The organism is Xenophilus arseniciresistens, from assembly GCF_028023875.1.
In the GTDB taxonomy this organism is placed as follows: Bacteria; Pseudomonadota; Gammaproteobacteria; order Burkholderiales; family Burkholderiaceae_C; genus Xenophilus; species Xenophilus arseniciresistens.
Genome location: NZ_JAQIPB010000009.1, coordinates 55,161 through 68,965, shown reverse-complemented (window position 1 = coordinate 68,965; position 13,805 = coordinate 55,161). Strand labels below are relative to the sequence as shown.

The 13,805-nt window shown below is 69.7% G+C and carries 13 protein-coding genes; 9 read left to right on the top strand and 4 right to left on the bottom strand.

What is annotated here, in order from left to right:
• Together gatA and gatC are read right to left on the bottom strand one after the other, a co-directional pair.
• Nucleotides 1-1,494: an Asp-tRNA(Asn)/Glu-tRNA(Gln) amidotransferase subunit GatA gene (gene gatA / locus PGB34_RS18095; protein WP_271429500.1), complete on the bottom strand. Its 1,494-nt coding sequence runs from the start codon at nucleotides 1,492-1,494 to the stop codon at nucleotides 1-3.
• Entirely contained in the window at nucleotides 1,491-1,790 is a 300-nt protein-coding gene (gene gatC, locus PGB34_RS18090; protein ID WP_271429499.1) for an Asp-tRNA(Asn)/Glu-tRNA(Gln) amidotransferase subunit GatC, read from the bottom strand. Before gatC ends, gatA begins: the two co-directional genes overlap by 4 nt.
• A gap of 262 nt (nucleotides 1,791-2,052) precedes the next feature.
• Here gatC and PGB34_RS18085 point away from each other — a divergent pair, with 262 nt between their 5' ends.
• From PGB34_RS18085 to PGB34_RS18065, 5 genes are all read left to right on the top strand, one after another.
• The gene (locus tag PGB34_RS18085) at nucleotides 2,053-3,096 is read left to right on the top strand and encodes a rod shape-determining protein (RefSeq protein WP_225785346.1); all 1,044 of its coding nucleotides are present in this window, start codon (nucleotides 2,053-2,055) and stop codon (nucleotides 3,094-3,096) included.
• 77 nt (nucleotides 3,097-3,173) lie between these two features.
• Entirely contained in the window at nucleotides 3,174-4,136 is a 963-nt protein-coding gene (gene mreC, locus PGB34_RS18080; protein ID WP_271429498.1) for a rod shape-determining protein MreC, read from the top strand.
• The gene (gene mreD, locus PGB34_RS18075) at nucleotides 4,133-4,654 is read left to right on the top strand and encodes a rod shape-determining protein MreD (RefSeq protein ID WP_271429497.1); all 522 of its coding nucleotides are present in this window, start codon (nucleotides 4,133-4,135) and stop codon (nucleotides 4,652-4,654) included. The genes mreC and mreD overlap by 4 nt, the downstream gene beginning before the upstream one ends.
• 7 nt (nucleotides 4,655-4,661) lie before the next feature.
• Nucleotides 4,662-6,632: a penicillin-binding protein 2 gene (gene mrdA, locus PGB34_RS18070; protein ID WP_271429496.1), complete on the top strand. Its 1,971-nt coding sequence runs from the start codon at nucleotides 4,662-4,664 to the stop codon at nucleotides 6,630-6,632.
• 115 nt (nucleotides 6,633-6,747) lie between these two features.
• Complete coding sequence (locus tag PGB34_RS18065; RefSeq protein WP_271429495.1) at nucleotides 6,748-7,908, top strand: ABC transporter substrate-binding protein; 1,161 nt, start codon at nucleotides 6,748-6,750, stop codon at nucleotides 7,906-7,908.
• A 51-nt stretch (nucleotides 7,909-7,959) separates the two neighbouring features.
• Here PGB34_RS18065 and PGB34_RS18060 read toward each other — a convergent pair whose 3' ends face one another.
• Nucleotides 7,960-9,156: an acyl-CoA dehydrogenase family protein gene (locus PGB34_RS18060; protein WP_271429494.1), complete on the bottom strand. Its 1,197-nt coding sequence runs from the start codon at nucleotides 9,154-9,156 to the stop codon at nucleotides 7,960-7,962.
• 44 nt (nucleotides 9,157-9,200) lie between these two features.
• On the bottom strand, nucleotides 9,201-10,028 hold the full coding sequence (locus PGB34_RS18055) for a VOC family protein (protein WP_271429493.1): 828 nt from the start codon (nucleotides 10,026-10,028) through the stop codon (nucleotides 9,201-9,203).
• 95 nt (nucleotides 10,029-10,123) lie between these two features.
• Here PGB34_RS18055 and PGB34_RS18050 point away from each other — a divergent pair, with 95 nt between their 5' ends.
• Genes PGB34_RS18050 through PGB34_RS18035 form a run of 4 tightly spaced genes read left to right on the top strand, consistent with a single transcriptional unit; the run spans nucleotide 10,124 to nucleotide 13,763 of the window.
• A complete protein-coding gene (locus tag PGB34_RS18050) occupies nucleotides 10,124-11,308 on the top strand; it encodes a CaiB/BaiF CoA transferase family protein (RefSeq protein WP_271429492.1) in 1,185 nt (394 codons plus the stop codon).
• 36 nt (nucleotides 11,309-11,344) lie between these two features.
• Nucleotides 11,345-12,136 carry an enoyl-CoA hydratase gene (locus tag PGB34_RS18045; protein WP_271429491.1) on the top strand — a complete coding sequence of 264 codons (792 nt, stop codon included), beginning with the start codon at nucleotides 11,345-11,347 and terminating at the stop codon, nucleotides 12,134-12,136.
• A 38-nt stretch (nucleotides 12,137-12,174) separates the two neighbouring features.
• Nucleotides 12,175-12,942: an SDR family NAD(P)-dependent oxidoreductase gene (locus PGB34_RS18040; protein ID WP_271429490.1), complete on the top strand. Its 768-nt coding sequence runs from the start codon at nucleotides 12,175-12,177 to the stop codon at nucleotides 12,940-12,942.
• Complete coding sequence (locus PGB34_RS18035; RefSeq protein WP_271429489.1) at nucleotides 12,939-13,763, top strand: enoyl-CoA hydratase-related protein; 825 nt, start codon at nucleotides 12,939-12,941, stop codon at nucleotides 13,761-13,763. Before PGB34_RS18040 ends, PGB34_RS18035 begins: the two co-directional genes overlap by 4 nt.
• Nucleotides 13,764-13,805: the final 42 nt, after the last annotated feature.

Here is a 13,805-nt window from a genome sequence, read left to right as displayed (position 1 = left end):
TCAGAAGCCCTCCGGCCTGCGCTGATGCCAGTCGGTGGCCTGCTGGAAGCGGTGCGCCGCGTTGAGCAGCTTCGCTTCGCCGAAATAGTTGCCGATGAGCTGCAGGCCCACGGGCATGCCGTGTTCGCCAAAGCCCACGGGCAGGCTCATGCCGGGCAGGCCGGCCAGCGAGCCGGGCAGCGTGAAGATGTCGGCCAGGTAATCGGCCACGGGGTCGTCGCCATGCTCGCCGATCTTCCAGGCCACGGTGGGGGCCACCGGGCCGGCGATCAGGTCGCACTGCGCGAAGGCGCGCTGGAAGTCGTCGGCAATCATGCGGCGCACCTTCTGCGCCTGCAGGTAGTAGGCGTCGTAGTAGCCGTGGGAAAGCACGTAGGTGCCGATCATGATGCGGCGCTTGACCTCGTCGCCGAAGCCTTCGGCGCGCGTCTTCGCGTACATGTCGGCCAGGTCACCGTAGTCCTTGGCGCGGTGGCCGAACTTCACGCCGTCGAAGCGGCTGAGGTTGGAGCTGGCTTCGGCCGGCGCGAGGATGTAGTACACGGGGATCGACAGCTCGGTGCGCGGCAGGCTCACCGTCACGCGTTTGGCACCGAGCTTCTCGTATTCGGCCAGCGCAGCCTCGAGTGCGGCGCGCACGCCGGGCGCCACGCCCTCGCCGACGAATTCCTCGGGCACGCCGATGCGCAGGCCTTCGAGCGAAGCGTTCAGGTCGCGGCTGTAGTCCTCGGCCGGGCGGTCCAGCGAGGTGGAGTCGCGCTGCAGGTCGGGGCCGGCCAGGGCCGAGAGCAGCAGCGCGCAGTCCTCGGCCGAGCGGGCCATCGGGCCGGCCTGATCGAGGCTGGAGGCAAAGGCCACCATGCCGTAGCGCGAGGCGCGGCCGTAGGTGGGCTTGATGCCCGTGATGCCGCAGAAGCTGGCGGGCTGGCGGATGGAGCCGCCGGTGTCGGTGCCGGTGGCGGCCGGCGCCAGGCCCGCGGCCACGGCGGCGGCGCTGCCGCCCGAGGAGCCGCCGGGCACGCGCGTGCGGTCCCAGGGGTTGCGCACGGGCGTGGCGCTGCCTTGGCCCACGGCCGGCACGGCCACGTTCTCGTTGGCCGAGCCCATGGCGAACTCGTCGCAGCTGAGCTTGCCCAGGGTCACGGCGCCGGCCTCGGCCAGCTTGCGCACCACCGTCGCGTCAAAAGGCGACTGGTAGCCGGCCAGCATCTTCGAGCCGGCCGTGGTCGGGAAGTCGGTGGTGACGAAGATGTCCTTGTGCGCCAGCGGCACGCCGGCCAGCGGGCCGGCCGTGCCGGCGGCCAGGGCCGCATCGGCCGCGCGGGCCTGGGCCAGGGTCACGTCCTCGTTCACGGCCACGAAGGCGCCCAGCGCTTCATGGGTCTTCATGCGGGCCAGGAAGTGCTGGGCCGTCTCGACGGCCGACACCTCGCGCGCTGCCAGCGCGCGTGCCAATCCGGCCACGCCTTGTGCGTGCAATTCCTTTGAGCTCATTCGATCACCTTGGGCACCAGGAACAGGCCGGCTTCCACGGCCGGGGCGCTTTTCTGGTTGGCGCTGCGGTTGTCGCGCTCGCTCACCACGTCGGGGGCCAGGCGCAGCGTGACGTCCTCGATGGCCGCCACGGGGTGGGCCAGCGGCTCGACGCCGGTGGTGTCCACGGCCTGCAGGCGCAGGGCGAGGTCGAAAAAGCCGTTGATCTGGGAAAGCATGCGCTCGCTTTCTTCAGGGGCCAGCTGCAACCTTGCCAGTGAGGCAATGCGTGCGATGTCGGAGGAGCTCAGAGCCATCGGGGAATTTGCCCGCGCGGGGCCAGAAAATAGGCGTGTCCGGCGTTTTGCCAGGGGCAAGGACGCAGGGTAAATGAGGGGGATTCAGGTATTATCCCGGCTTTGCCGCGACGCGCCTCCAAACGCCGCCAAGAACGTCGCCAGAGCCCCGCTTAAGGCTTGTTCGGCGCCCGTCGTGCCGCATCTGCTGTCAAATTCCTCCCATCCAACAACAAGGGCGACGCCAGGCCGAAGCGCGTGACGTGCCCCAAGGACTCTCGCCATGTTTGGAGCCTTCCGTCGGTACTTTTCCACCGACCTCGCGATCGATCTCGGCACCGCCAACACCCTGATCTTTGCCCGCAACAAGGGCATCGTGCTCGACGAGCCTTCGGTCGTGGCCATCCGCCATGAAGGCGGCCCGCACGGCAAGAAGGTCATCCAGGCCGTGGGCGCCGAAGCCAAGGCCATGCTGGGCAAGGTGCCCGGCAACATCGAGGCCATCCGCCCGATGAAGGACGGCGTGATCGCCGACTTCGTGATCACCGAGCAGATGATCAAGCAGTTCATCAAGATGGTGCACCCGCGCACGCTGCTCACGCCCAGCCCGCGCATCATCATCTGCGTGCCCTGCGGCTCCACCCAGGTCGAGCGCCGCGCCATCAAGGACGCGGCCGAGGCCGCCGGCGCCACCTCCGTCTACCTGATCGAAGAGCCCATGGCCGCGGCCATCGGCGCCGGCCTGCCGGTCAGCGAAGCCAGCGGTTCGATGGTGGTCGACATCGGCGGCGGCACCACCGAGGTGGGCGTGATCTCGCTGGGCGGCATGGTCTACAAGGGCTCGGTGCGCGTGGGCGGCGACCGCTTCGACGACGCCATCATCAACTACATCCGCCGCAACTACGGCATGCTGATCGGCGAGCCCACCGCCGAAATCATCAAGAAGAGCATCGGCTCGGCCTTCCCCGGTTCCGAGGTCAAGGAGATGGAGGTCAAGGGCCGCAACCTCTCCGAAGGCGTGCCGCGCAGCTTCACCATCAGCTCCAACGAAGTGCTGGAAGCGCTGACCGATCCGCTCAACAACATCGTCTCGGCCGTGAAGAACGCGCTCGAAATGACGCCCCCCGAGCTGGGTGCCGACATTGCCGAGCGCGGCATGATGCTGACCGGTGGCGGCGCGCTGCTGCGCGACCTCGACCGCCTGCTGGCCGAGGAAACCGGCCTGCCGGTTCTGGTGGCCGAAGACCCGCTGACCTGCGTGGTGCGCGGCTGCGGCATCGCCCTGGAACGCATGGACCGACTGGGCAGTATCTTCACCAGCGAGTAAGTTCGCGCTAGCCTACGCAAGTCGCCGGCCCCAGCGCCGGCGTTTTGCCATCTGACCTGCCAGCCTTTCACGCTTTCATGCCGCTTGGCACGCTCGACCGAACCGCTCCGCCCCTCTTCAACCAGGGGCCGTCGGCGCTGTCGCGGCTGATCTTCTTCAGCGCCCTGTCGCTGTTCCTGATGGTGGCCGATGCGCGCTTCGACGTGGTCAAGCCGCTGCGCACCGCCGTGGGCGCGGTGCTCTATCCGGTGCAATGGCTGGCCATGAAGCCGGTGGAGGGCGTGATCGGCGCCCGCCGCTACCTGGCAGACCTCGGCAGCGCCCAGCGCGCCGAGGACGAGGCGCGCCGCGCCATGGCCCTGCAGTCGCAGCGCGCGAACCAGGCCGACGAGCTGGCGCGCGAGAACGCCCGCTTGCGCGCCATGCTGGAGCTGCGGCAGAAGACCCCCGTGCCGGGGCGCGCGGCCGAAGTGCTGTTCGACGCGGCCGACCCCTACACGCGCAAGGTGGTGCTCGACCAGGGGTTGACGCAGGGCATCGTGGCCGGCTCGCCCGTGATCGACGAACGCGGCGTGCTGGGGCAGGTCACGCAGGTCCAACCTTTCTCCAGCGAAGCCACGCTGGTGGTCGACCGCGAGCTGTCGATCCCGGTGCAGAACACGCGCACTGGCGCGCGCGGCCTGGCCTTTGGCGATGCGAGCGGCAGCGGCATGGAGCTGCGCTTCACCTCGGCCCATGCCGATGTGCAGGAAGGCGATCTGCTGGCCACCAGCGGCGTCGACGGCGTCTACCCGGCGGGCATGCCGGTGGCGCGCGTGGCGCGCATCGAGCGCCGGGCCGAATCGGCCTTCGCGCGCATCTGGTGCGAGCCCCTGGCGCAGACCGTGTCGCCGCGCTACGTGATGGTGCTGGCGCCCGTGGGCCAGCCCGCGCCGACCGACGCGGGCGCGGCCCACCCGCCGGCCGCGGCCAAGGCGCCCATGCCTGCGCCGCACAAGCCGCCGCCATGGGTGCGGCCCGGCCGCGGAGGCTCGCCATGATCATGCGTCCCGGCCAGGCGCAGCTGCTGCTGCCCGTCAGCCCGCTGTTCATCGGCGTGAGCCTGCTGGTGGCGCTGCTGCTGAACATGGTGCCGCTCGGCCGTGCGGCCTGGATGCCCGACCTGCTGGCGCTGGTGCTCGTGTTCTGGAGCGTGCACCAGCCCGCGCGCGTGGGCCTGGGCGCGGCCTTCGCCTTCGGACTGGTGATGGACGTGCATGAATCGGCCCTGCTGGGCCAGCATGCGCTGAGCTACGCCACGCTGAGCTTTTGCGCCATCATGGTCCACCGCCGGCTGCTGTGGTACAGCGTGCCTTCGCAGGGGCTGCAGCTGGTGCCGATGTTCGTGGCCTCGCACCTGATCGAGCTGGCCATCCGCATGCTGGCCGGTGGCACCTTCCCGGGCTGGATGCTGCTGGTCGCGCCCCTGGCCGAGGGCGCGCTGTGGCCGCTGGCCACCTGGGTGCTGCTGGCGCCCCAGCGCCGCGCGCCCGAGCCCGACGAGAACCGGCCCTTGTGAGCCGCCGATGACCGAGATCCGCAACGCCGCCGCCGACACCGCGCGATTGCGACTGCGCGTGGTGGTGATCGCGCTGGTGGTGTTCTTCGCCTTCGGGCTGATCGGTGCGCGCCTGTACTACCTGCAGGTGATGCAGCACGAGGAACTGGCCGAGCGCGCCGAACGCAACCGCACGGCCGTGGTGCCGGTGGTGCCCAACCGGGGCCTGATCCTGGACCGCAACGGCGTGGTGCTGGCCTCCAACTATTCGGCCTACACGCTCGAGATCACGCCCTCGCAGGCTGGCCGCAACCTGGACGAGGTGATCGACCAGCTGGCCGAGATCGTGGACGTGCAGCCGCGCGACCGGCGCCGCTTCAAGCGCCTGCGCGAGGACTCGCGCAGCTTCGACTCGGTGCCGCTGCGCACGCGCCTGACCGACGAGGAAGTGGCACGCTTCGCGGCCCAGCGCTACCGTTTTCCGGGCGTGGAGATCAAGGCCCGGCTGTTTCGCAACTACCCGCTGGGCGAAGTGGGTGCGCATGTGCTGGGCTACATCGGCCGCATCAACCAGCGCGAGAAGACCCAGATGGAGGACTGGCCCGAGGAGGACCAGGCCAACTACAAGGGCACCGACTACATCGGCAAGCTGGGCATCGAGCAGAGCTACGAGAAGGTGCTGCACGGCCAGACCGGCGTGGAGCAGATGGAGACCTCGGCCGGCGGGCGCGCCGTGCGGCGCCTGGGCAGCCACCCGGCCACGCCGGGCGACACCGTCATGCTCACGCTGGACATCCGGCTGCAGCGGCTGGTGGAGGAGATGTTCGGCGAGCGCCGCGGCGCGCTGGTGGCCATCGATCCGCGCACCGGCGAAATCCTGGCCTTCGTCTCCAAGCCCACCTTCGACCCGAACCTCTTTGTGGAGGGCATCGACACCGAAAGCTGGCAGGCGCTCAACGAATCCATCGACAAGCCGCTGCTCAACCGCGCGCTGCGCGGCACCTACCCGCCGGGCTCCACCTACAAGCCCTTCATGGGGCTGGCCGCGCTCGAAACCGGCAAGCGCGCCGCCAACGTGGTGCAGAACGACCCGGGCTTCTACACCTTCGGCGGCCACACCTTCCGCAGCCACGAAGGCGGGCTGGGCGGGGTGGACATGCACCGCGCCATCCAGCATTCGAGCAACACCTACTTCTATTCGCTGGCCGTCGAAATGGGCGTGGACGCCATCCACGACTTCATGAAGCCGCTGGGCTTCGGACAGATCACGGGCATCGACCTCAACGGCGAGGTGCGCGGCACGCTGCCCAGCATGGCCTGGAAGCGCGCCACCTACCGGCGGCCCGAGCAGCAGCGCTGGTTCCCGGGCGAGACCGTGTCGCTGGGCATCGGCCAGGGCTACAACAACTTCACCATGCTGCAGCTGGCGCTGGCCGAGGCCACGCTGGCCAACGGCGGCATCCACCACCGGCCGCACCTGGCCCGCGCCATCAAGAACACCGTGACGGGCGAGGTGCGCCTGATCGAGCAGCCGCCGGGCCAGAACCTGGGCTACAAGCCCAAGAACGTGGACGTGATCCGCAATGCCCTGGTGGCCGTGAACAAGGGCGGCACGGGCACCCGCGTGTTTGCGGGCGCCGCCTACACCTCGGCCGGCAAGACCGGCACCGCGCAGGCCGTGAGCCTGGGGCGCAACGTCAAGTACAACCCCAAGCTGCTCGAGGAGCACCAGCGCGACCATTCGCTGTTCGCGGCCTTTGCGCCGGCCGAAGACCCGAAGATCGCCGTGGCCGTGATCGTCGAGAACGCGGGCTTCGGTGCCGCCCATGCGGCCCCCATCGTGCGCCGGGTCTTCGACTACTGGCTCGCCAACCAGTACCCGAACGAGCAGGACATGGCGGCCGTGCGCGTGGGCAAGGCCGCCGCGCCCATCGGCAAGCCGCTGGTGGCCAGCGAAATGGCCTGGCCCGCACCGGAAGGCGCCGCTGCGGCGCCCTAGCAGAAACGGCCCGCTTCACGCCCGGAGAAAGCGCAAAGGGCCGCGCGCCGCCAGCGCGTCTATCCTGTGCGGCTGATTGCATCTTCACAGCTGAACTTACATCTAGAGCACGGCGATGACCTCTCCGAACAACTTTCCCCTCCTGGACGCGGCCGGCACGCGTCGCCGCTTCGTTGCCGGGCTGGCCCTGTCAGGCCTGGGCCTGCCGCTGGCGCGGGCGGCCGATCCGCTGGTGATCGCGCAGGTCGCGCCCTTCAGCGGGCCGCAGGCCGTCACGGGCCGGGCGGTGCATGCAGGGGCCAAGCTGCATTTCGAGGCCGTGAACGCGCGCGGCGGCATCAAGGGCCGGCCCATCAAGTTCGTCACGCGTGACGATGCGCAAAAGGCCGATCAGACCATCAAGCTGGTGCGCGAGGTGATCGCGCAGGAAGCGCCCATTGCGCTGCTGGGCACCGTGGGCACCACCAACCTCGAGGCCCTGGCGAAGTACGGCGTGCTGGTGCAGCAGCGCGTGGCCATGATGGGCGCGGTGTCGGGCGCCAGCAGCATCGCGCGCGCGCAGGGCATGCATGTGGTCAAGGCCAGCTACCACGACGAGGTGGCGCGGCTGTTCCGCAACCTGTCGACCATGGGTGTGCAGCGCGTGGGCCTGGTGAACCAGGACGACGGGCTGGGCCAGGACGTGCTGGTGGGCGCCGAGGCCGCGGCCAGGCAGTTCGGCATCCAGCTGGTGGCCAACGCCACCTATGCGCGCAACACCACCGCGGTGGGCCCGGCGGTGGCGCAGATGGTGAAGGCGCAGCCGCAGGCCGTGTTCCTCGGCGCGACCACGGCCGCGGGCATCGAGTTCGTCAAGCAGTACCGTGCCGCGGGCGGTGCCGGCGCCATGCTCTACGGCATGTCCATCATCGACACCGACGCGCTGCGCAAGGCGCTGGGCGATGACGGCGCACGCGGCTATGCCTTCTCTGTGGTGCTGCCCCTGCCCAGTGACCAGGGCCGCGCGGTGGTGCGCGACTACCAGGCGCTGCGCAACGCCGCCAAGGACCCGGACCTCTCGGCCCGCTCCATCGAAGGCTTCGTCGCCGCGCGGGCGCTGACCCAGGTGATCGAAGGCCTTGGCAACCCCACGGCCGCCAGCGTGGCCACGGCCCTGAACGCGGCCAAGGCCGTGGACGTGGGCGGCTACACGCTGGACTTCAGCCTGGGCGACCAGACCGCCTCGCGCTACGTGGACTTCGCCATGTTCGGCGCGGGCGGGCGCATCGTCCAGTAGCAGGCAGGCGCAAAAACGAAGACGCGGGGCGCGGCCGCCGCGCCGTGCGCATCAAAGCCCCAGCACCTGCTTGGCGATGATGTTGCGCTGGATCTCGTTGCTGCCGCCGTAGATCGACATGGCCCGCCGCCAGAAATAGTTGGCCGGTGCGCCGCGCACGCTGGCCGTGATGGGGTCCAGGTCGCCTTCGCCGTGCGCCAGTGCCGGGTCCAGCCGCTGGCCCTGGGCACCGGCGGCCTGCGCGAGCAGCTCGGTCAGTTGCTGGCCGATCTCGGTGCCGCGGATCTTCAGTGCCGACGCCAGCCCCGCGCCCGGCGAACTCCCGCTGCCCATGCTGGAGAGCGCGCGCAGCGTGTTCATCTCCAGCGCCTTGAGCTGGGCCTGCACCTTGGCGATGCGCGCGCGCAGCAGCGGGCGCTCGATCAGCGGCCGGCCGCCTTCCTCCAGTTCGCGCACCATGCGGTGCAGGCGCCGCAGCGCGAAGGTGGAGAAGCCGATGTTGGAGTTCTCCACGCGCTCGTGCTCCAGCAGGAACTTGGCGTAGCTCCAGCCGCGGCCTTCCTCGCCGACGAGGTTGGCCTTGGGCACCTTCACGTCGGTGAAGAACACGGCGTTGAACGAATGCGTGCCCTCCAGCATCGGGATGGGCTGGATCTCGATGCCCGGCGTCTTCATGTCGATCAGCAGGAAGGAAATGCCCTCCTGCTTGCGCCCCTCGCGCCCCGTGCGCACCAGGCAGAACATCCAGTCGGCATGGTGGGCGTAGGAAGTCCAGATCTTCTGGCCGTTCACGAGGTAGTGGTCGCCGTGGTCGTCGGCCCGTGTGGCGAGCGACGCCAGGTCCGAGCCGGACTGCGGCTCCGAATAGCCCTGGCACCACCACACCGTCGAATCGCGGATGCCCGGCAGGTGCTGCGCCTTCTGCGCCTCGGTGCCGAAGTTGTAGATCACCGGGCCCACCATGCGCGGCCCGAAGGGCTGGATGGTGGGGCAGTTCATCTCGCCGCTGATGACCTCGAACAGGTAGCGCTGCGTCGCGCTCCAGCCCGGGCCGCCCTGCGAGACCGGCCAGGTGTAGGCATGCCAGCCGCGCCGCCCGAGGATCTGCTGCCAGCGCATGGAATCCTCGCGCTCCATGTGCAGGTCGTGTTCGACGCGGCGCGAGATGTCCTTCGGCAGGTTCTCGGCGATGAATTGGCGCACTTCGTCGGCAAAGGCGCGCTCCTCGGCGGTGAAAGCGAGTTCCATGGGGTTTTGTCTCCAGTTCGGGTTCGTGTGTCGGGACGCCGGGCTCAGTCTTCGGCCAGCACGAATCGCACGCCGCAGACCATGACGCTGTTGGTCTCAACCGGTAGCCCGCGCGCCTGTGCCGTGGCGCGGATGGCCGCCGCATCGTGCGTGCGCAGCACCACGGCGGCCAGGCCTTCGCCGCGCCCGTCGGTCTCGGGTGCGAAGCGCAGCACGGCGTTGTCGACGGCCGTCTCCCACTGCCTGCCAGAGTGCCGCACGGGCCGCTGCAGGATGCGGCTCCAGCGCTCGGCCAGGGCCTGCGGCTGGGTCGACTGCAGCACGGCGCCCGCGAAGCCGGCCACGCGCGCGGTCGACACATGCTGCTGCCAGTGCGCACCGGCCGGCCAGTAGGGGCCGTCCAGGTCGCTCCCGTTCAAGGTGGTGTTGATCTCCAGCAGCGCGCCGCCCGTGTCGCGCGGGTGCAGCTGCATGCCTTCATAGTCGCCAAGGGCCAGCGGCGCCGCGATGCGCACGCCGATGTCGGCCACATGCGTGCGCCAGCGCGGCAGCGCCTCGCTGTCCAGGATCACCATGTAGCCCCCGTCGCCGCCGCGGCGCTCCAGGTAGCGGCCGGCCGTGGTGCCCTCGCGCACGGGCGCCACCACCTCCAGGAACTGCTGGCCGAAAGGCATCAGCGCGTTGTGCAGGCCGAACTGGCCCACCTCCGGGTCGCGGTGGCAGACCTGCACGCCGAACACGGCGCACAGGTCCTGAACCACCGCATCGAGTTCGCGCGCCACCAGGCAGATCTGGCGCAGGCGCAGAAAGGGCGCGGGAACTGCGCCCTGGGCGGGGCCGCCTGGTGCCCCATCGGTCTTGTTGGGTGTCATCGGTTGTCTCCTGAAAATATGATATAACAAATTAACAAAACCAAAGCGCACGAAGCTGACCCGGCGTGCGCCGCAGAACCAGGAGACCCGGTCCGATGACATCCCTCGAAGGCGTGCGCGTGCTCGATCTGTCGCGCTTCATTGCCGGCCCCTACTGCGCCATGATGCTGGGCGACATGGGCGCCGAGGTGGTCAAGATCGAGCCGCCCGGCGAAGGGGAGTACGCGCGCCGCGCCCTGCCCGCGGTGGACGGCCAGAGCCTGTACACCTTCATCGTCAACCGCAACAAGAAGAGCCTGGCCATCGACCTGCGAAACCCCGAAGGTCTGGCCACGCTCAAGGCGCTGATCCGCGAAGCCGACGTGCTGGTCGAGAACTTCCGCGCCGGCACCATGGAGCAGATGGGCCTGGGCTGGGAGGCGGTGCACGCGCTCAACCCGCGGCTGGTGATGGCGCGCATCACCGGCTTCGGCCAGGACGGCCCGCTGGCGCACAAGCAGTGCTTCGACGGCGTGGCCCAGGCCATGAGCGGCCTGATGGACATGACCGGCCAGCCGGACGGCCCGCCGACCATGATCGGCTCCTTCATGTGCGACTACACCACCGGCATGTACGCCGCACTGGGCATCCTGGCGGCGCTCAATGCGCGCCATGCCAGCGGCGTGGGCCAGCTCGTGGACGTGTCGCTGCTCGAGAGCGCGCTGTCCATGCTCATGACCGCGATCCCGCAGCAGCAGCTCATGGGCCAGACCATGACCCGCGTGGGCAGCCGCGACCGCTACGTGGCGCCGTCCAACACCTTCGAGGCCGGCGACGGCCGCCATGTGCTGATGGTGGGCGGCGACGACAACATGTTCCCGCGCGTGCTGCGCGCGATGAAGCGCCCCGAGCTGATTCACGACGCGCGCTTCGCCACCATGGCCAGCCGCCTGGAGCACCGCGACGCGGTGGAGGGCATCGTCGCCGACTGGATGCAGGCGCACGAGGCCGACCAGATCGTGGCCTGGCTGGAGGCCGAGGGTGTGCCCTGCGCCAAGATCGCACGCATCGACGAGGTGGTCGAGAACCCGCAGCTGCGGCATCGCGGCGCGATCCGCGAGATCGAGTTCGGCGGCCAGAAGGTGCCGATGCAGGGCGTGACCATCCATCTGTCGGGCACGCCGCTGCAGATCCGCCGCCCGCTGCCGCGCGTGGGCGAACACAACACCGAGGTGCTGCAGCAGTGGCTGGGTGCGGGTCCCGAGCGCGTGGCTGCGCTCCAGGCCGCTGGCGCCCTCTGAACTTCACGACCCACGAACACATTGGAGACCTCCCGCATGGACCAGGAACTGCTCGAAAGCCGCGACGGCGGCCTGCTGACGATCACGCTGAACCGGCCGCAGAGCCTCAATGCCCTGACGCCGGGCATGACCGATGCGCTGCTGGCCGCGCTGCGGCGTGCCGCCATCGACCCCGAGGTGCGCGCCGTGGTGCTGACCGGCGCGGGCCGGGGCTTTTGCGCCGGCGGCGACGTGAAGTCGATGGCCGCCGCCGAAGGCGCGGCCGCCACGCCCGAGGCGCGCACCGCGCAGCTGCGCGAGCACATGGAATGCGCCCGCCTGCTGCGCGAGATGCCCAAGCCCACGGTGGCGGTGGTGCGCGGTGCCTGTGCCGGCGCCGGGCTTTCGCTGGCCCTGGCCTGCGATCTGTTGGTGGCCAGCGAGACGCTGAAGATGACCTCGGCCTTCGCCAAGGTCGGGCTCTCGGGCGACTTCGGCAGCACGTATTTCCTCACGCAGCTGCTGGGCCCGCGCGCCCGGGCCTTCGCGCTGCTGTCGCCGGTGCTCAAGGCCGACGAGGCGCTGCAGATGGGCCTGGTCACGCGCGTGGTGCCCGACGCCGCGCTGGAGGACGAAGGCCGCGCCCTCGCGCAGCAGCTGGCGCAGGGCCCGACGCTCACGCTGGGCCACATCAAGTCCAACCTCAATGCGGCCGAGCAGGGCGCCACGCTGTCGCAGGCGCTGGACCACGAGGCCGTGCGCCATATCCGCTGCGCGCAGACCGAAGACCACCTCGAAGCCGCGCGCGCCTTCGTCGAAAAGCGCGCGCCCGTGTTCGCCAACCGCTGAATCACCCCCCCCACACCCCAGAGAGAGAAGAGACGCCCATGGACAGCCTGTCGTTGAAGAACAAGACCGCCATCGTCACCGGCTCCTCGCGCGGCATCGGCCGCGCCATCGCCGTGGCCTACGCACGCGCTGGCGCACGCGTGGTCATCACCAGCCGCAAGGCCGACGCCTGCGCGGCCGTGGTCGACCAGCTCAAGTCCGAGGGGCTCGAAGCCACGGCCATCGCCTGCAACATCTCGCGCAAGGACGAGGTGCTGGGCCTGGTCGAGCAGACCGAGAAGCTCTACGGCACCGTGGACGTGCTGGTGTGCAACGCGGCCGTCAACCCCTACTACGGGCCCATGGCCGGCATCAGCGACGAGGCCTTCTCGAAGGTGATGGACGTCAACATCCGCTCCAACCTCTGGCTCGTGAACCGCACGGCGCCGGGCATGGCGGCCAAGGGCGGCGGCTCGGTGGTCATCATCAGCTCCATCGCGGGGCTGACGGGTTCGCGCGTGCTGGGCGCCTACGGCATCTCGAAGGCGGCCGACATGTCGCTGGCGCGCAGCCTGGCGCTGGAATGGGGCAAGCAGGGCATCCGTGCCAACTGCATCGCGCCCGGCCTCATCAAGACCGATTTCGCCAAGGCGCTGTGGGACAACCCCGAGACGCTGGCCGGCGCGCTCAAGGCCAGCCCGCTCAACATGATCGGCGAGCCCGAGGACATCGCGGGCGCGGCGCTGCTGCTGGGCTCCGACGCGGGCCGCTTCATCACCGGCACCACCATCGTCATCGACGGCGGCGCCACCATCGGAGGCGAATGATGGGCTACCAGGACATCACGGTCGGCATCGACCAGCGCGTGTGCACGATCACGCTCAACCGCCCGGACCGGCTCAACGCCTGGACCGAGCGCATGGAGCAGGAGATGCGCGCGGCCGTGCTGGCGGCCGAGGCCGACGCGCAGGTGCGCGCCATCGTGGTCACGGGCGCGGGCCGGGGCTTTTGCGCCGGGGCCGACATGGACATCCTCGAAGCCGGTGCGGCCGGCAGCACCGGCGCCGAAGCCGAGGCGCCGCCGCCCGCGGCCGATGCGCTGCAGGGCCTGGCGCGCAACTACGCCTGGCGCTTCAGCTACCTGCTGCAGGTGAAAAAGCCCGTGTTCGCGGCCATCAACGGCCCGATCGCCGGCATCGGCCTGTGCATGGCGCTGTTCTGCGACTTCCGCTACATGGCCGAGGGCCAGAAGATGACCACGGCTTTCGCCAAGCGCGGACTCATCGCGGAACATGGCGCCTCGTGGATGCTGCCGCGGCTGGTGGGCGTGACGCATGCGCTGGACCTGCTGATGTCGGCCCGCACCCTGGTCACTGCCGAGGCCGCGCAGATCGGCCTGGTCAAGGCACTGCCGGCCGACGGCTTCCTGGCGGCCGTGCAGGCCGTGGCGCGCGAGCTGGTGCACAGCGCCTCGCCGCGTTCCATCGGCGTGATCAAGCGGCAGGTCTACGACGGTCTGTTCCAGGACCTGGACCAGGCCTGGCGTCGGGCCGACGAAGACATGGCGGCTTCCTTTGCCAGCGAAGATTTCAAGGAAGGCGTGGCGCACTTCCTGGAAAAGCGTGCGCCGAACTTCAGCGGCCGCTGACGGGCAGCGCCAGAGTCATACGATATAACCAATTGCAGATGA